Source organism: Kluyvera sp. Awk 3, assembly GCF_028069715.1.
Classification (GTDB): Bacteria; Pseudomonadota; Gammaproteobacteria; order Enterobacterales; family Enterobacteriaceae; genus Kluyvera; species Kluyvera georgiana_A.
The window spans coordinates 1-16,417 of record NZ_JANEWH010000103.1 but is presented as its reverse complement, the minus strand read 5'-3'; the positions used below and the strand labels follow the sequence as shown (position 1 = coordinate 16,417).

At 56.3% G+C, this 16,417-nt stretch carries 16 protein-coding genes; 9 read left to right on the top strand and 7 right to left on the bottom strand.

Features of this window, described 5'->3' with window-relative positions:
- Positions 1–70 precede the first annotated feature (70 nt).
- Positions 71–628, bottom strand: a complete 558-nt coding sequence (locus NNN71_RS18365; RefSeq protein WP_065356415.1) for a DcrB family lipoprotein — start codon at positions 626–628, stop codon at positions 71–73.
- Between the two features lie 73 nt (positions 629–701).
- Complete coding sequence (locus NNN71_RS18360) at positions 702–1,367, bottom strand: 7-cyano-7-deazaguanine/7-aminomethyl-7-deazaguanine transporter (RefSeq protein ID WP_163446784.1); 666 nt, start codon at positions 1,365–1,367, stop codon at positions 702–704.
- 181 nt (positions 1,368–1,548) lie between these two features.
- Between NNN71_RS18360 and tusA the strand changes: the two genes are divergently transcribed.
- Both tusA and NNN71_RS18350 read left to right on the top strand, forming a co-directional pair.
- Positions 1,549–1,794 (top strand): sulfurtransferase TusA, encoded by a 246-nt coding sequence (gene tusA / locus NNN71_RS18355; protein ID WP_163446782.1) that lies wholly within the window; start codon positions 1,549–1,551, stop codon positions 1,792–1,794.
- Positions 1,795–1,974: 180 nt separating this feature from the next.
- Complete coding sequence (locus NNN71_RS18350; RefSeq protein ID WP_271459065.1) at positions 1,975–3,870, top strand: bifunctional metallophosphatase/5'-nucleotidase; 1,896 nt, start codon at positions 1,975–1,977, stop codon at positions 3,868–3,870.
- A gap of 47 nt (positions 3,871–3,917) precedes the next feature.
- Here the strand turns inward: NNN71_RS18350 and zntA are convergent, their stop codons facing one another.
- Positions 3,918–6,119 carry a Zn(II)/Cd(II)/Pb(II) translocating P-type ATPase ZntA gene (gene zntA, locus NNN71_RS18345; protein ID WP_163446778.1) on the bottom strand — a complete coding sequence of 734 codons (2,202 nt, stop codon included), beginning with the start codon at positions 6,117–6,119 and terminating at the stop codon, positions 3,918–3,920.
- 78 nt (positions 6,120–6,197) lie between these two features.
- Positions 6,198–6,824: a lysoplasmalogenase gene (locus NNN71_RS18340; RefSeq protein WP_163446776.1), complete on the bottom strand. Its 627-nt coding sequence runs from the start codon at positions 6,822–6,824 to the stop codon at positions 6,198–6,200.
- Between the two features lie 141 nt (positions 6,825–6,965).
- On the opposite strand from NNN71_RS18340, the gene NNN71_RS18335 reads away from it, so the two are divergent.
- A complete protein-coding gene (locus tag NNN71_RS18335) occupies positions 6,966–7,325 on the top strand; it encodes a DUF2500 domain-containing protein (protein WP_163446774.1) in 360 nt (119 codons plus the stop codon).
- A gap of 34 nt (positions 7,326–7,359) precedes the next feature.
- Here the strand turns inward: NNN71_RS18335 and NNN71_RS18330 are convergent, their stop codons facing one another.
- Both NNN71_RS18330 and rsmD read right to left on the bottom strand, forming a co-directional pair.
- Complete coding sequence (locus NNN71_RS18330) at positions 7,360–7,638, bottom strand: DUF1145 family protein (protein ID WP_064541345.1); 279 nt, start codon at positions 7,636–7,638, stop codon at positions 7,360–7,362.
- Positions 7,628–8,224 (bottom strand): 16S rRNA (guanine(966)-N(2))-methyltransferase, encoded by a 597-nt coding sequence (gene rsmD, locus NNN71_RS18325; protein ID WP_163446772.1) that lies wholly within the window; start codon positions 8,222–8,224, stop codon positions 7,628–7,630. The genes NNN71_RS18330 and rsmD overlap by 11 nt, the downstream gene beginning before the upstream one ends.
- A 178-nt stretch (positions 8,225–8,402) precedes the next feature.
- On the opposite strand from rsmD, the gene ftsY reads away from it, so the two are divergent.
- The 6 genes from ftsY to livJ all read left to right on the top strand — a co-directional run bounded on the left by ftsY (position 8,403) and on the right by livJ (position 15,600).
- The gene (gene ftsY / locus NNN71_RS18320; protein WP_163446770.1) at positions 8,403–9,962 is read left to right on the top strand and encodes a signal recognition particle-docking protein FtsY; all 1,560 of its coding nucleotides are present in this window, start codon (positions 8,403–8,405) and stop codon (positions 9,960–9,962) included.
- A 2-nt stretch (positions 9,963–9,964) separates the two neighbouring features.
- Positions 9,965–10,633, top strand: a complete 669-nt coding sequence (gene ftsE, locus NNN71_RS18315) for a cell division ATP-binding protein FtsE (protein WP_064541355.1) — start codon at positions 9,965–9,967, stop codon at positions 10,631–10,633.
- The gene (gene ftsX, locus NNN71_RS18310) at positions 10,626–11,681 is read left to right on the top strand and encodes a permease-like cell division protein FtsX (RefSeq protein ID WP_064541359.1); all 1,056 of its coding nucleotides are present in this window, start codon (positions 10,626–10,628) and stop codon (positions 11,679–11,681) included. The genes ftsE and ftsX overlap by 8 nt, the downstream gene beginning before the upstream one ends.
- 256 nt (positions 11,682–11,937) lie before the next feature.
- A complete protein-coding gene (gene rpoH / locus NNN71_RS18305) occupies positions 11,938–12,792 on the top strand; it encodes an RNA polymerase sigma factor RpoH (protein ID WP_064541362.1) in 855 nt (284 codons plus the stop codon).
- Positions 12,793–12,978: 186 nt separating this feature from the next.
- Entirely contained in the window at positions 12,979–14,244 is a 1,266-nt protein-coding gene (locus NNN71_RS18300) for a 4-aminobutyrate--2-oxoglutarate transaminase (protein ID WP_223803741.1), read from the top strand.
- Between the two features lie 252 nt (positions 14,245–14,496).
- Positions 14,497–15,600 carry a branched chain amino acid ABC transporter substrate-binding protein LivJ gene (livJ, locus tag NNN71_RS18295; RefSeq protein ID WP_100249924.1) on the top strand — a complete coding sequence of 368 codons (1,104 nt, stop codon included), beginning with the start codon at positions 14,497–14,499 and terminating at the stop codon, positions 15,598–15,600.
- A 105-nt stretch (positions 15,601–15,705) separates the two neighbouring features.
- Here the strand turns inward: livJ and panM are convergent, their stop codons facing one another.
- Complete coding sequence (gene panM, locus NNN71_RS18290; protein WP_163446766.1) at positions 15,706–16,089, bottom strand: aspartate 1-decarboxylase autocleavage activator PanM; 384 nt, start codon at positions 16,087–16,089, stop codon at positions 15,706–15,708.
- Positions 16,090–16,417: the final 328 nt, after the last annotated feature.

The window sequence follows — 16,417 nt, the reverse complement described above, 5'->3', positions numbered from 1 at the left end:
GCTCGGCTGGCGGCTAAAAAAACGGCCTCTGGCGTAGTCACGCGAGAGGCCGTGAGATCATCAAGCGAAATTAGTTGATGACCAGCGTATTAATGATTTTCTCAGCATCAGCCTGCGCCTGTTGCTGGTTGTCCGCTGGCAGCGTCACCTGCAGTGTCAGCAGTTTGTTGTCGATTTTGCCCAGTACTACGGAAGAGTAAGCGGTCTGCCCTTTGGCAGAGATGATGCTATCAAGCTGCTGCAGCGTGTGGCCTTTCATCTCGATGGATTTGTTGGTCACCACCTGTAGCTGCGGGTCGCGGCTACGCTGTTGTTCTTCCAGACGATTTGCCAGCACGGACAGCTCTTCATTGGTGCTATCGCCAACGATAACAATGATCGCTTTCTGGCCAGTGGCATCCGAGTAGACATGCATGTTGTTGCTCTGGGTGCCCAGTTTACCGCTCTGGTCGGTCATCCCGGCAGGCAGCGTGAAGCTCAGCTTACCGTCCAGCAGGTTAATCGACTGACCCGCAGCATCGCTGGCGGCTGCCGAACCCTGTGCCGGCGTGCTGGTATCGCTGTTGTCGCAGGCGGCAAGCCCCATCACCAGCAGGCCAATACCAACATATTTCACCAATTTGCGCATTGACTTCTTCCTTTCGCTAAATAGCCATAAACGGCTCATCCGCCTATCTTAACACAACCCGTCAAATGAACCTTTAACCTGGCTGCATTGCTGACAAATCAGATTTATCTGCCAGCCTTTTCAATAGCATATTCAGCAGTACGCCGTACATCGGCAGGAAGAAAATAATGCTGATAAGCACTTTAAAGCAGTAGTCGACGAGGGCGATTTCCACCCAGTGGTCGGCCATAAACGGGTCGGTGCTGCGCCAGAAGGCAATGAAGAAGAACGCCAGCGTATCGCTGATGTTGCCAAACAGCGTGGAAGCCGTCGGCGCAAGCCACCAGCGACGGTTCTGGCGCAGGCGGTTGAACACGTGAACGTCAAGGATCTGCCCCAGCGCATAGGCCATAAAGCTCGCGGCGGCGATACGGGCGACGAACAGGTTAAAGTGCGCGAGCGCGCCAAAACCCTGCCATTGGCCCATATAAAACAGCGATGAAATCACGTAGGAGATCATCAGCGCCGGGATCATCACCGCAAAGACAATACGTCGAGCCAGCGGCGCGCCAAAAATGCGCACGGTGAGATCTGTGGCGAGGAAAATAAACGGAAAGCTAAACGCGCCCCAGGTGGTGTGGAAGCCGAAAATCGTTACCGGCAGCTGCACCAGATAGTTGCTGGAGGTGATCACCAGCAGATGGAATAGCGATAGCCAGACCAGCGCATGGCGGCGCTGTATGGAGGTAAAGGGAGTCATATTGTACCTTTTTAGTGGTTGGGGTGAGGGAACCCAATAAACTGCAAACCCATTGCAGGGGCGGAATGATACTGCTTTCGTGCGTCATTGCAATGGTTGTTTTTCGCGCAATCGTTAACCTGGTTGCGTCGTTGCGCCGTCGGCGTAAACTAGGCGCGATTTTTATGATGACGAGATGATAATGACCGATTTGTTCTCCAGCCCCGACCATACCTTAGACGCGCAAGGGCTGCGCTGCCCGGAGCCGGTAATGATGGTGCGTAAAACCGTACGCACGATGCCGGTGGGTGAAACGTTGCTGATTATCGCCGACGATCCCGCCACCACGCGCGATATTCCCGGCTTTTGCCGCTTTATGGAACATGAGCTGATTGCCCAGCAGACCGCGTCGCTGCCGTATCAGTATTTGCTGCGCAAGAGCCATTAATCGCGAACGGCGGCCTTACCCGGACTGTTTTCAAACCGTGGCCGCCATTTCCCTTCCGCTAGCCCGCCTAACCTTGAACTGCCTCTCAGTTTTATTGTTTACCCTGTAAAGCCTCTGGCCAAATTATTGATGTGAATCGCATAATTTCCCCTCATTTCCCTTCCGGCACCACAAATAACAATGAAAAAATCACTCTTAGCACTGCTGCTTTGTTTAGGTACCTCTACGGCGATGGCTGAACCGGTCAATATCACGATTCTGGGCACTTCCGATCTCCATGGCACCTTCGTCCCCTGGGATTACTCGACGGATACCGAAAATCTGGCGGGCAGCCTGAGCCAGATTGCGACGCAGGTGCGCGAAGTGCGCAGTCAGCAGCCGAACGTCATCCTGGTCGACGCGGGCGACACCATTCAGGGCAACTTTGTCGAAACCTTCAAAAACGACAAAACCAGCCCGATGATCCTCGGGTTTAACGCCCTGGACTATGACGTCTGGGTGATGGGCAACCATGAGTTCGACTTTGGCCTGACGTCGCTGTCGACCTCGCTGAACCAGTTTAAAGGCTCGGCGCTGGCCGGCAATATTCTGTGGGACAGCGGCAAACCTTATCTGCCTGCGTATAAAATCATTGAACGTCAGGGAGTGAAGATCGGCATTATCGGTATGGATACGCCGATGACCGCTGAGTTCGCTAAAGGCACCGACCGCGTCAAAGGGCTTAACTTTACCGACCCGGTACAGGCGGTGAAGCAAACCATCCAGCAGATTCAGGGTGAGGTGGATGCCATAGTGCTGGTGGCGCACATGGGGATCGATAACGAGAACCAGCGCCCGGGGACCGGCGTCGGGGATATTGCGCGCGCTAACCCTGAGCTGGCGGCCATCGTCGCCGGGCATATGCACGTGAAGGTCGATAAAGAGGTGATTAACGGCGTCATCGTGACCGAACCGGATAAATACGGCCGCGCGCTGTCGCGTATCGACCTGCAGTTTGAGCAGCACAACGGCAAATATGTGCTGATCAACAAAGACAGTTATACCTATTCCATCAAAGGCATGGCGTCAGACAAGGCGCTGGAAGAGGTCTATCAGCCGTACCACAAAATCCTGCGCGCCAACGCCAATCGGCCGATCGCGCAACTGACTGGCCAGGATCTGGTGCCGCCGGATGCGGTGAAAGGCATTCCGCAGGTCCATATTCAGGACACTGGTATCAGCAAGCTGTATCAGGAAGCCAGCCGCTACTATGCGCCGAAGGCGCAGGTGATTGCCCTGCAAATTGATAACGACCGACCCAAACTGAATGTGGGCACCATTACGGCAAAAGATATCGCCTTTAACTATCAGTATGCGGGCGGCGAAATTACCGTGTATCAGTTGACCGGCAAAGAGCTGAAAAAGTACATGGAGTGGTCGGCGGGTTACTTCAATCAGCTGCATGATGGTGACGTCACCTACAGCTTTAACCCGCAGCGCCGGGCGTCTAAATATTCCACCAACGATTTCTTCGACGGCGTAACCTACAAGATTGACCTGCGCCAGCCTGCCGGGCAGCGTATTCGCGATCTGCACATGGCGGATGGTACGCCAGTGACCGACAGCACGCCAATTCGTCTCGGGATGAACAGCTACCGCATGGGTCACCTGACGCAAAAAGGCGGCGTGCTGGAAGGTATGCAGTTCCCGGTACTGTCGGATAGCAAGGCGGAATATGGCGAAGAGGCGGGCACCATCCGCAATCTGACCATCCGCTACCTGACGGAGGTGAAAAAAGGTCACTATCAGGGGCAGGCGGTACAGCGCTGGCAGCTGGTTGGGCTCGAAGGTTACGATCGTGAACGTAAGATCGTCGAAAAGCTGCTGAATGACGGCAAAATCAGCGTGCCGATGAGCGACGATGGACGCTATAGCAACGTGGCGTCGTTCAATGTGAAGGCGCTGCTGTTTAGCGACCCACAGGCGAAGAAGCAAAAGCAGGCGGCCTTGCAGGCAGAGCTTGCGGCGGCAAGCTCACCAGCAGCGAAGAAATTGGTGAGCGACCAGCTGGTGATTCTTGAGGCGATTAACGAGTAAGCGTTCAGGGTGCAACCCGGCCTACAGCGGTAGGCCGTGTTGGCTCGCTACTTTCTGCGCAGTAGCCGCAGCGCGTTCAGCGTCACCAGTACGGTTGCGCCGGTATCCGCCAGCACCGCCAGCCACAGCCCGGTCATGCCCAGCAGCGTGGTGACGAGGAAAATCCCCTTCAGCCCCAGCGCAATGGCGATATTTTGCCGCACGTTGGCGTGAGTAGCGCGCGCCAGGCGAACCATCTGCACCAGCCCGGTCAGACGGTTGTGGGTGAGCGCGGCGTCGGCGGTTTCCAGCGCCACATCGGTGCCGCTACCCATCGCAATCCCCATTGCCGCCGCCTTCATCGCCGGGGCATCGTTGATGCCATCGCCAACCATCGCCAGTGGGCCCTGCACGTTCAGCGCGGTGACTTCTTTCACCTTATCCGCAGGCAGCAGGTTAGCGCGGTAAGTCATGCCCAGCTCATCGGCAATCGCTTTCGCGGCGCGTGGGTTATCGCCGGTCAGAATCACGCCCTGAATACCCAATTCGCGCAAGCCATCAATCGCTTCGCGAGCCTCTTTGCGTACCGTATCGCGCAGCGCCAGAATGCCCAGCAGCGTGTCGTCGCGGGTGACCAGCACAACGGTATTACCCTCATTTTCTAACTGCTGAATCTGCGCCAGGTGCGCTTCGGCCGGGAATTTGCCTGCGGCGCAGATAACGATGCGCTGACCCTCTACTTCCGCTTCAATGCCCGAGCCCACCAGCGTTCGCTGCGCGGTTGCCTGCGGGATGGCCAAATTCCGCTGTTGCGCCTCACGCACCACCGCCTGTGCCAGCGGATGCGTGGAGCCTTGCTCTACGGATGCAGCCTGTGCCAGCAATGCGTCTTCGCTCAGTTCAGCGGTGGCGATAATGGCTGTCACCTGCGGTTTACCGAGGGTCAGCGTGCCGGTTTTATCAAACGCCATCTGGCGAATCAGGCCAAGTTGCTCCAGCGCCGCGCCGCCCTTAATCAGCGCACCGTGGCGTGCGGCGGTGGCGAGGCCAGAGGTAATCGCCGCCGGGGTGGATATCACCAGCGCGCACGGGCAGCCGATTAGCAGCAGGGTCAGCCCTTTGTAGATCCACTCCTCCCACGAGGCGGAGAACAGCAGCGGCGGCACCAGCGTGACAAGTAGCGCAATCGCCATAATCACAGGGGTATAGATACGGCTGAAGCGGTCGATAAAGCGCTCGATCGGCGCGCGACGCTCTTCCGCCTCTTCAATCAGACGCAGGATGCGGTCAATCGCGCTGTCACCCGGTTTGGAGATGACGCTCAGCTGTACCAGACGGTCGGCGCTGGTGGCGCCAGCCGGAACGCTCTCTCCGGCGCTGCGCTCAACGGGGATCGACTCACCGGTTAATGCGCTTTCGTCAAAGCTGGCGAAGGGGGTGATCAGCTTGCCGTCAGCCGGCAGGCGGCCACCGGCAGCCACTTCAATCACATCGCCGGGCTGCAAATCTTTCTGCGCCACGGTTTCACGCTGGCCATCGCGCACGCGCACGGCGGTGTCCGGCTTCAGCGCCATCAGCGCGCTAACGCCCTGACGAGCGCGGTTTGCCGCCCAACCTTCCAGCCGTTCGCCGATTAAAAACAGCAGCAGCACCATCGCGGCTTCCGCCGTAGCGCCGATAAACAGCGCGCCGATGGCTGCGACGCTCATCAGCGTTTCAATCGCGAACCAACTGCCGCTTTTCATCAGGCGCAGCGCCTGGCGGGCGATGGGGTATAGCCCAACCAGCGTGGTGACGATAAACGCGAGATTGCCGAAGGGGTGATTAAACTGCTCCAGGCCCCAGCTGATTGCCATCATCACGACCAGCGCAATCAGCGGCAGGTTTTCCTTCAGGCGGGATTCTGGAACCTCGGGCTGCGGCTCATCTTCGCTGCGCAGCGTGTAGCCTGCGGCAGTGACCGCTTTTTCCACCTGCGCACGAATATCTTCATCGGCCTCGACCAGCAGTTTTTCGGTGGCAAACAGCACTTTTGCCTGTTTGACTCCGGCAACCTGGCTTGCGGCCGTCTCTACTTTGCGGGCGCAGGCGGCACAGTCCATGCCGTTGACGACCCAGCTATAGCGTGCTTCCAGCGCGCTTTCTGGCGCGGCTTCAGCGGTTGCGCACTGGCTGTCGCAGCAGCAGTCTTCCTGCGGCTGTGGCGCGGGGGCAAGTTTAAATGAGGAGAACTGTGGGGCTTTTTTGCCCTGCGTCTCTGGAGTCGACATTGTATCCTCCGGTTAATGATCGTTGTCTCATTAAGCGCAGCATACACTCTGGAGTCGACTCCAGAGTCAAGCAGGAAATTACAGATAAAGCGCGCGAACGATAAAGAAGTGCCCGGCAAAGTAACAGGCGGCATAGATCGCCGTATCGGCGCGGAAGCGGCGACGATAGTGGCTCATCTGCCAGACGATGTTGCCGATAAGCAGCAGCGCCGCGCCGACGAAGCCGGACAGGGCGGTATCGGTTGGCCGCAGGAACCATTGCTCGCCCGCGACCCACACCATCACCAGCGTCATGCCGATAAAGGCCAGCACCGGCAGGCGCATCTCTTCCAGCCGCGTCCAGATAACCGCCACCCACAGCGCGCCAATCACCAGCAGTACAACCGGCAGCGGCCAGAAGAAGGTGAAGGTGAGCTGGCTCGTAAACCAGATGGTATACAGCAGGTGGGAGAGGAAGAATGCTCCCACGGCGTACAGCATGCGCTGGCGCGGTAGCTGGGTTAACGCATCGCCGACCAGCGTGGCGCACAGGCCTGCCAGCACCAGGTAGCTGATGGCGTTAAACATCGGCGCCTGCCAGGCGAGAAACAAGAGTAAAATGAGTGTGATAGGTTTAAACACCCAGCGTTGCCAGGTGGGGCCACGGTAGGCGGCATCGACATAGAGCCAGCCGGAGAAGAATACGGCGATGAACGACCAAAGCATATTAAGTCCCTGTATCTGTTATCATTAATGGGTACTGTGTAGCCAGTCTTGAATGTCCAGTGTAGTAGCGTGGATGACCAGATGACAATGGCTGACCGCGCCCTTTACTATGATTTGCGTAAATTCTTAAGAGAACCTGAAATGAGCAAAATGCCTCTTTTTTTCATCGTGGTGGTGGCCGTCATCGTGGTTGCAGCCTCGTTTCGCTACGTGCAGCAACGACGCGAGAAGATGGACAACGACGCCGCGCCGCTGATGCAAAAGCGAGTGGTGGTGAGCAATAAGCGCGAGAAGGTACTGAATGACCGTCGTTCACGTCAGCAAACGGTAGCGCCTGCGGGCAGCGAGATGCGCTATGACGTGAGCTTTAAGCCGGAGCAGGGCGGCCTGGAGGTGAGCTTTCGCGTCGAGGCGGCGCAGTATCATCAGCTGACGGTGGGCGACAAAGGCACGCTGAGCTACAAAGGCTCGCGTTTCGTTGAGTTTAAGGCAGACCAGTAAAACGCGGCCTGGTGCATGACCAGGCCGGCTGTCGTTACTTTTTCTTCAGGCTGGCGCCAATTTTTTTCTGCCACACCAACAGTTCAAACACGCCAAACAGGAAGATGCGAATTTGTTCTCCGCGCGTCATCTGCGGGCCGTCTTTCGGCAGCGTGGATTTCAGCAGCGCCATCTGCATACCGTGCATCAGCACCATGAAGATCAGCGCGACGTTGACGAAAATATTCAGCGGACGCGGGAACGGGTGAAACAGGTTCAATAGCAGAAATGCCCACACGCACAGCATCAACAAACGACCCAGATTAATCAGCATCCTTTTCTCCCTGTACTTCACGTTGGTAGAGACGATAAGCCACCTGACCGGCGATTTTTTCCCGATGCAGATCCCAACTGGCGGGTACCGGCGGCAGGCCGTTTTCGACTTCGCTTTCGACGTAGATTAACGCGTCACTAGCCAGCCAGCCATTGCTCTCCAGCAAGTGTAACGTCTCTTCCAGTAATCCTTTACGGAACGGCGGATCGACAAACACAATATCGTGCGGCGTACCGGTCTGGTTGAGGAATGCGAGCGTATTCGTATTTACCACTTTTCCGTGCGTCGCCTTCAGCGTGGCGAGGTTCTTTTGCAACTGCTGGGCAACCTGACGCTCCATCTCAAGCAGCGTGGCGCTACCCGCGTAGCGAGAGAGCGCTTCCAGTCCCAGCGCGCCGCTGCCGGCAAAGCAGTCCAGGCAACGGGCATCGACCATCGACGGCGCCAGCCAGTTGAATAAGGTTTCGCGCACCCGGTCGGTGGTGGGGCGCAGTCCCGGACTATCAGGAACAGGGAGTTTACGGCCTCGCCATTGCCCGCCAATAATGCGGATCTGGCCACTGCCGCCGGAAGTTGGTTTTTTCATTTGCTTGCTCTGGTCGCTCTTTCGGCCTGCTATTCTAGCGATCTGCTCAGCCGGGTGAAAGCGGTGAAGCCAGGGAAGTTAAGTGGTAGACTAAGCGACTAATTTCATCATTATTTTAGCCTTCGCGTCGATTATGGCGAAGTGGCGCCATCAAAAACAGCGGGGAGTGTGGTTGCAAATGGCAAAAGAAAAAAAACGTGGCTTTTTTTCCTGGCTGGGCTTTGGGCAGAAAGAACAGGAACAGGTTGTTGAATCAGAAGAAAAAATTGAATCACAGCCGATAGAGGAAACGCCTGCTGTCGAGCCGGAAATCATCGCAGAAGAGACACCGGTCGTTGAAGACGCCCATACGATTGCCGAGAGTGAAGCTTTCGCGGCTGAAGTCGTGGAAGTGACCGAGCAGGTTGCGGAAAGCGAAAAAGCACAGCCGGAAGCGGTTGAGGAAATCGAGCCGGTTGTTGAAGCGCAGCCGGAAGTGGTCGAAGAAATCGAGCCGGTTGTTGAAGCACAGCCGGAAGCGGTTGAGGAAATCGAGCCGGTTGTTGAAGCGCAGCCGGAAGTGGTCGAAGAAATCGAGCCGGTTGTTGAAGCACAGCCGGAAGTGGTCGAAGAAATCGAGCCGGTAGTTGAAGAACAACCGGAAGTGGTCGAGGAGACCCCTTCGGAGCAGGATGAAGCGATTGAACCTGAGCTGACCGACGAAGAGCTGGAAGCGCAGGCGCTGGCGACGCAGTCTGAAGATGAAATCGTCGAAGAAGAGGCGGCGGTGGAAGAGACGCCTGCCGACGACGCTCAGCAGGAACAGGAAAAGCCGACCAAAGAAGGCTTCTTCGCGCGCCTGAAACGCAGCCTGCTGAAAACGAAAGAAAATCTCGGTTCCGGATTTATCAGTCTGTTCCGCGGCAAGAAAATCGACGACGATCTGTTTGAAGAGCTGGAAGAACAGCTGCTGATTGCCGACGTCGGTGTGGAAACCACCCGTAAGATCATCAGCAGCCTGACCGATACCGCCAGCCGTAAACAGCTGCGCGACGCGGAAGCGCTGTACGGCCTGCTGAAAGATGAGATGGGTGAAATTCTCGCAAAAGTGGATGAACCACTTAATATTGAAGGCAAAACGCCATTCGTTATTTTGATGGTCGGCGTTAACGGCGTGGGTAAAACCACGACCATCGGCAAGCTGGCGCGTCAGTTCGAACAGCAGGGTAAAAGCGTGATGCTGGCGGCGGGCGATACCTTCCGCGCGGCGGCGGTTGAGCAGCTGCAGGTTTGGGGCCAGCGCAACAACATTCCGGTGATTGCGCAGCACACCGGCGCAGATTCTGCTTCGGTCATTTTCGATGCTATCCAGGCGGCAAAAGCGCGTAACGTCGATGTACTGATCGCTGATACCGCCGGGCGTTTGCAGAACAAATCGCACCTGATGGAAGAGCTGAAGAAAATTGTCCGTGTGATGAAGAAACTCGACGTTGATGCGCCGCACGAAGTGATGCTGACCATTGACGCCAGCACCGGGCAGAACGCGATCAGCCAGGCCAAACTGTTCCATGAAGCGGTCGGTCTGACCGGCATTACGTTGACTAAACTCGACGGTACCGCCAAAGGCGGGGTGATATTCTCCGTGGCGGATCAGTTCGGCATTCCGATTCGTTATATCGGCGTCGGCGAGCGTATAGAGGACTTACGTCCGTTTAAAGCGGGCGATTTTATTGAGGCACTTTTTGCCCGAGAGGACTAACAATGATTCGCTTTGAACACGTCAGCAAAGCCTATCTCGGCGGGAGACAAGCGCTGCAGGGCGTCACTTTCCACCTGCAGCCGGGCGAGATGGCATTTCTGACCGGCCACTCCGGCGCGGGTAAAAGTACCCTGCTGAAGCTTATCTGTGGGATTGAACGGCCAAGCGCCGGGAAAATCTTCTTCGGCGGCCATGATATCAGCCGCCTGAAGAACCGTGAGGTGCCGTTCCTGCGTCGCCAGATCGGCATGATTTTCCAGGATCACCATCTGCTGATGGACCGCACCGTTTTCGATAATGTGGCGATCCCTCTGATTATTGCTGGCGCGAGCGCGGACGATATCCGCCGCCGCGTGTCGGCGGCGCTGGATAAAGTGGGGCTGCTGGATAAGGCGAAGAACTTCCCGATTCAGCTCTCCGGTGGTGAACAACAACGTGTCGGTATTGCCCGTGCGGTGGTGAACAAGCCTGCGGTACTGCTGGCGGATGAACCAACCGGTAACCTGGATAATGCGCTGTCGGAAGGCATTCTGCGACTGTTCGAAGAGTTTAACCGCGTTGGGGTGACCGTCCTGATGGCGACGCACGATATTGGGCTGATCTCCAGTCGTTCCTATCGCATGCTGACGCTGAGCGACGGCCATCTGCATGGAGGCCTGATGAATGAATAAGCGCGATGCCATCAACCAGATTCGCCAGTTTGGCGGGCGACTGGACAGGATTCGCCAATCCGTCGGTAAAGGCGGCGATAACCGCAATGCGCCAAAACGGCCGAAGCCTGCGACAAAGCCGAATTCACGCAAAACCAACGTGTTCAACGAACAGGTGCGCTATGCGTGGCAAGGCGCGTTACAGGACCTGAAAAGCAAACCGTTCGCCACCTTCCTGACGGTGATGGTGATTGCTATCTCCCTGACGCTGCCGAGCGTCTGCTACATGGTGTACAAAAACGTCAATACGGCGGCGTCACAGTACTACCCGTCGCCGCAGATCACCGTCTATCTGGAAAAAACGCTGGATGACGATGCGGCCGCGAAGGTGGTGGGCCAACTTCAGGCCGAGCAGGGCGTGGATAAGGTGAACTACCTTTCCCGCGATGAGGCGCTGGGTGAATTCCGCAATTGGTCAGGCTTTGGCGGCGCGCTGGATATGCTGGAAGAGAACCCGCTGCCCGCCGTGGCGGTGGTGATTCCGAAAATTGACTTCCAGACCACCGACGCGCTGAACACGCTGCGTGACCGGGTATCCCAGATTCAGGGCGTTAACGAAGTGCGGATGGACGACAGCTGGTTTGCCCGTCTGGCCTCGATTACCGGGCTGGTGGGACGCGTGGCGGCGATGATTGGCGTGCTGATGGTGGCGGCGGTATTCCTCGTCATCGGTAACAGCGTGCGCCTGAGCATTTTTGCCCGTCGTGATACCATCAACGTGCAGAAGCTGATTGGCGCGACCGACGGTTTTATCCTGCGGCCGTTCCTGTACGGCGGAGCGCTGCTGGGCTTTGCCGGCGCGTTTCTGTCGCTGATCCTGTCGGAGATTCTGGTGATGCGTTTGTCATCGGCGGTCACCGAAGTGGCGCGGGTTTTCGGCACCCAGTTTGAACTGAGCGGCCTGTCGTTTGACGAGTGTCTGTTGCTGCTGCTGCTGTGCTCGATGATTGGTTGGGTGGCAGCCTGGCTTGCCACGGTACAACATTTACGTCACTTTACCCCCGACTAAAAAAGTTCTGTTATACTCTTCCCCTGCGACGACTTCCGTTCGCAGGGGATGTGTTTTCAACCCCATCTTTCTGCCCTCGCAACTATCGCGTGTCACATTTTGTGCGTAATTTATTCACACTGTTGCACGGAACTTGTGGATAAACTCACTGTCTGATAAAAGAGCGGATGATATTCTCGTTGCTCATAGAGCCTGGCATGTTTGTTGCCTTCGGGGACAAGCCTCCGCCAGTATGAAGTGAATTGAGAGGATTTGAATGACCAAAGAAATGCAAAATTTAGCGTTAGCCCCTGTTGGTAACCTGGAATCTTATATCCGGGCTGCGAACGCATGGCCGATGTTGACGGCTGATGAAGAAAAGGCGCTTGCTGAACGGCTGCATTACCAGGGCGATCTGGAAGCAGCTAAAACGCTGATCCTGTCTCACCTGCGCTTTGTTGTTCATATTGCTCGTAACTACTCGGGCTATGGCCTGCCGCAGGCGGACCTGATTCAGGAAGGTAACATCGGCCTGATGAAAGCGGTGCGCCGTTTTAACCCGGAAGTGGGCGTTCGTCTGGTCTCCTTTGCGGTGCACTGGATCAAAGCGGAAATCCACGAATACGTACTGCGTAACTGGCGTATCGTTAAAGTGGCGACCACCAAAGCACAGCGTAAGCTGTTCTTCAACCTGCGTAAAACCAAGCAGCGTCTGGGCTGGTTCAATCAGGATGAAGTCGAAATGGTGGCCCGCGAGCTGGGCGTCTCCAGCAAAGACGTGCGTGAGATGGAGTCGCGTATGGCGGCGCAGGACATGGCGTTTGATATGTCTTCGGACGACGAGTCTGAAAGCCACTCCGTTGCTCCGGTGCTCTATCTGCAGGATAAATCGTCCAACTTTGCCGACGGCATCGAAGACGATAACTGGGAAGAGCAGGCGGCCAACAAGCTGACCGACGCGATGCAAGGCCTGGACGAACGTAGCCAGGACATCATCCGCGCCCGCTGGCTGGACGAAGACAACAAGTCCACGCTGCAAGAACTGGCTGACCGTTACGGCGTTTCTGCCGAACGTGTACGTCAGCTTGAAAAGAACGCGATGAAAAAACTGCGTGCGGCGATTGAAGCCTGATAACGACAGTTAACGCGTTACCCTGATAACCCCTGGATGCCTGTCCGGGGGTTTTGTTTTTTTATCCCACCGTCATCACGCTTTCCTCTGTTTATTTCCCTTTTATCGCTGGCGCGAATGAAGTCGATGGCAAAGACTAAATAAGCGCTATGTATTTTTCCGTCTTTTAACGGCAGGGGGTTTACCGTGAGTAACGAGTCACTGAATCATCGGCGTTTACAGGCGACGCCGCGCGGCGTCGGCGTGATGTGCGGTTTCTACGCGGAGCGCGCGGAGAACGCCACGCTGTGGGATATTGAAGGCAATGAATATATTGATTTCGCCGCCGGGATCGCGGTGCTCAACACCGGTCACCGCCACCCGCAGGTGATTGTGGCGGTGGAAAACCAGCTTCAGGCCTTTACCCATACCGCCTACCAGATTGTTCCCTATGAAAGCTATGTATCATTAGCAGAACGTATCAATGCCGTGGCGCCCATTGCCGGCAATGCCAAAACGGCGTTCTTCAGCACCGGGGCCGAAGCGGTTGAAAACGCGGTGAAGATTGCCCGCGCCTACACCAAACGTCCGGGGCTGATTACCTTTGGCGGTGGCTTCCATGGGCGTACTTTTATGACCATGGCGCTAACCGGCAAAGTGGCACCCTACAAAATCGGCTTCGGCCCGTTCCCGGGGTCGGTTTACCACGCTACGTACCCGAATGCGGCGCATGGCGTCACTGTCGACATGGCGCTCAAAAGCCTGACCCATATTTTTAAAGCCGACATCGCCCCGGATCAGGTGGCGGCGATTATTATCGAGCCGGTGCAGGGCGAGGGCGGTTTCAACGTTGCGCCGCCCGAGTTTATGCAGGCGCTGCGTACGCTGTGCGACACCCACGGCATTCTGCTGATTGCGGATGAAGTGCAGACTGGCTTTGCCCGTACCGGCAAGCTATTTGCCATGGAGCACCACAGCGTGAAGCCGGATCTGATGACCATGGCGAAAAGCCTGGCCGGCGGCTTCCCGCTCTCCGGCGTAGTGGGTCGCGCCGAGGTGATGGACGCCCCGGCCCCCGGCGGTCTGGGCGGTACCTATGCGGGTAACCCGCTGGCGATTGCCGCCGCGCATGCGGTGCTGGACGTCATCGAAGAAGAAGCGCTGTGTAACCGCGCCAATCATCTGGGCCAGCATCTGATTGAAGTGCTCAACAGCCTGCGCGACAGCTGCCCGGCGATTGCCGACGTGCGCGGCCTGGGCTCGATGGTGGCGGTGGAGTTTGTCGACCCGCAAACCCGCGAGCCGTCGCCGGAGTTCACCAAATTGGTACAGGAACGCGCGCTGGCGGAAGGGGTGCTACTGCTGAGCTGCGGTGTGTACGGCAACGTGATTCGCTTCCTTTACCCCCTCACGATTCCTGAGAAACAGTTCCAGCAGGCGCTGGAGGTGATTCGTCGGGCTCTCAGTGAATGAATTGACTCCCCCTGATCCCTTAAGCCACTCCGATGAGTGGCTTTTTTTGTCATTTTTGCGTTACAAATCCGTCAAAATTAACGTTTCAATTCCATAAAAATGGGGTATGTTTTAGCAGAGTATGCTGCAAAAGCACAGGCAGCGTCCCTTAATATTAATATCTTATACTTACCATGCGTCTGATATAAGAATAATGTGCTAAACAACAACATCACAACAATTGCAATAACCATAATAATGGGGAACCTCAGGATGAAAATGAAGGGCAAAGCGTTACTGGCAGGATGTATTGCACTGGCATTCAGCAATATGGCATTAGCAGAAAATATTAAAGTTGCTGTCGTTGGCGCGATGTCTGGCCCGGTTGCGCAGTATGGCGATCAGGAGTTCAGCGGTGCGGCGCAAGCGGTGGCCGATATTAACGCCAAAGGCGGCATCAAGGGCAACAAGCTGGAAATCGTAAAATATGACGATGCCTGCGACCCGAAACAGGCGGTGGCGGTAGCGAACAAAGTGGTCAACGACGGCATTAAGTACGTTATCGGCCACCTGTGCTCCTCTTCAACTCAGCCAGCGTCTGACATCTATGAAGACGAAGGCATTCTGATGATCACCCCGGCGGCGACGGCACCGGAGCTGACCGCGCGCGGCTATAAGCTGATTCTGCGCACCACCGGTCTGGACTCTGACCAGGGCCCGACCGCCGCGAAATACATTCTCGATAAAGTGAAGCCGCAGCGCATCGCTATCGTGCACGACAAGCAGCAGTACGGCGAAGGTCTGGCGCGTGCAGTGCAGGACGGCCTGAAAAAAGGCGGCGCCAACGTGGTCTTCTTTGACGGTATCACCGCCGGCGAGAAAGATTTCTCCACCCTGGTGGCGCGTCTGAAGAAAGAGAATATCGACTTCGTTTACTTCGGCGGCTATCACCCGGAAATGGGGCAGATCCTGCGTCAGGCGCGTGCTGCGGGCCTGAAAACCCAGTTCATGGGGCCGGAAGGGGTAGCGAACGTGTCGCTGTCTAACATCGCGGGTGAATCTGCTGAAGGCCTGCTGGTGACCAAGCCGAAGAACTATGACCAGGTTCCGGCGAACAAACCGATCGTTGACGCAATCAAAGCCAAGAAACAGGATCCGAGCGGTGCGTTCGTGTGGACCACCTACGCGGCGCTGCAATCTCTGCAGGCGGGTCTGAACCACTCTGACGATCCGGCTGAGATCGCCAAATTCCTCAAGGCAAGCACCGTGGATACCGTAATGGGCCCGCTGTCCTGGGATGAGAAGGGTGACCTGAAAGGCTTCGAATTCGGCATTTTCAACTGGCACGCCAACGGTACGGCGACCGACGCGAAGTAAGTCGTTCTCAATGTAGGACGGATAAGGCGTACGCCACCATCCGGCAATGTATGCGGCAGTGCCTGATGGCGCTGCGCTTATCCGGCCTACACCGAGTGGTTCAAACTACCCTCGCACCCAGCCCTGTTCCCTGGATGTAAAGCCCAGCGCTTTGGCAAACGCCGCCATTTCCAGACTCTCTTCCGCGCCTGCTTTGCTGAGCAGCCAACGGCTAACCTGCGGGTTATCGCGCATCACCTCTTCCAGCAGATATTGCCCGACGCCGCGTCGGCGGGTCACTTCACGCACGCATAAATCGCGCAGCTCGCCCTGATGTTCACTCAGCGTCACGCGCACGGCGGCCAGCAGGCGCTCGTTAAAGCGGGCGGCATACAAACGGTGAGTATCGTCGAGGGCTGATTCGGCGGGAACACGATCCGGCCAGATCTTGCCAAGGCAGATGCGGTCCTGGTCGCTAAAGGTCTCTAAACGAATGATGGTCAATTTCATGGGCGGTGGGCTCCAGTCGCGAAAATGGCGGTCAGTGTACTCAATTTATTCTGCCGCAGGCTTTCTCTTTTTTGCCCTGGCAGACAGGTGATTCGTTTTTCGATATTCACATAGGCAGCTTGAAACAGTATGGATCGAAAAATAGACAGAGTTTTAACCTAAAAACCAGCGTTTTATTCGGCTCTTTATGCCGTTATTTTATGCTGTGTGACGGACTTTTTTTTGTTTATCTATGGCAAAAATCAGAATATTATCTTTCCTTAATAGACTGAAAAATAGAGAATTTAGTCTGTTTTTAGCCAAAAAGCTGCGCTAACCCATTAAAGAT

What these genes read in the sequence shown, in the direction of transcription:
- NNN71_RS18365 (WP_065356415.1), bottom strand. Translation starts at nt 628, where the DNA reads ATGCGCAAATTGGTGAAATATGTTGGTATTGGCCTGCTGGTGATGGGG.
- NNN71_RS18360 (WP_163446784.1), bottom strand. Translation starts at nt 1,367, where the DNA reads ATGACTCCCTTTACCTCCATACAGCGCCGCCATGCGCTGGTCTGGCTA.
- tusA (WP_163446782.1), top strand. Translation starts at nt 1,549, where the DNA reads ATGACCGATTTGTTCTCCAGCCCCGACCATACCTTAGACGCGCAAGGG.
- NNN71_RS18350 (WP_271459065.1), top strand. Translation starts at nt 1,975, where the DNA reads ATGAAAAAATCACTCTTAGCACTGCTGCTTTGTTTAGGTACCTCTACG.
- zntA (WP_163446778.1), bottom strand. Translation starts at nt 6,119, where the DNA reads ATGTCGACTCCAGAGACGCAGGGCAAAAAAGCCCCACAGTTCTCCTCA.
- NNN71_RS18340 (WP_163446776.1), bottom strand. Translation starts at nt 6,824, where the DNA reads ATGCTTTGGTCGTTCATCGCCGTATTCTTCTCCGGCTGGCTCTATGTC.
- NNN71_RS18335 (WP_163446774.1), top strand. Translation starts at nt 6,966, where the DNA reads ATGAGCAAAATGCCTCTTTTTTTCATCGTGGTGGTGGCCGTCATCGTG.
- NNN71_RS18330 (WP_064541345.1), bottom strand. Translation starts at nt 7,638, where the DNA reads ATGCTGATTAATCTGGGTCGTTTGTTGATGCTGTGCGTGTGGGCATTT.
- rsmD (WP_163446772.1), bottom strand. Translation starts at nt 8,224, where the DNA reads ATGAAAAAACCAACTTCCGGCGGCAGTGGCCAGATCCGCATTATTGGC.
- ftsY (WP_163446770.1), top strand. Translation starts at nt 8,403, where the DNA reads ATGGCAAAAGAAAAAAAACGTGGCTTTTTTTCCTGGCTGGGCTTTGGG.
- ftsE (WP_064541355.1), top strand. Translation starts at nt 9,965, where the DNA reads ATGATTCGCTTTGAACACGTCAGCAAAGCCTATCTCGGCGGGAGACAA.
- ftsX (WP_064541359.1), top strand. Translation starts at nt 10,626, where the DNA reads ATGAATAAGCGCGATGCCATCAACCAGATTCGCCAGTTTGGCGGGCGA.
- rpoH (WP_064541362.1), top strand. Translation starts at nt 11,938, where the DNA reads ATGACCAAAGAAATGCAAAATTTAGCGTTAGCCCCTGTTGGTAACCTG.
- livJ (WP_100249924.1), top strand. Translation starts at nt 14,497, where the DNA reads ATGAAAATGAAGGGCAAAGCGTTACTGGCAGGATGTATTGCACTGGCA.
- panM (WP_163446766.1), bottom strand. Translation starts at nt 16,089, where the DNA reads ATGAAATTGACCATCATTCGTTTAGAGACCTTTAGCGACCAGGACCGC.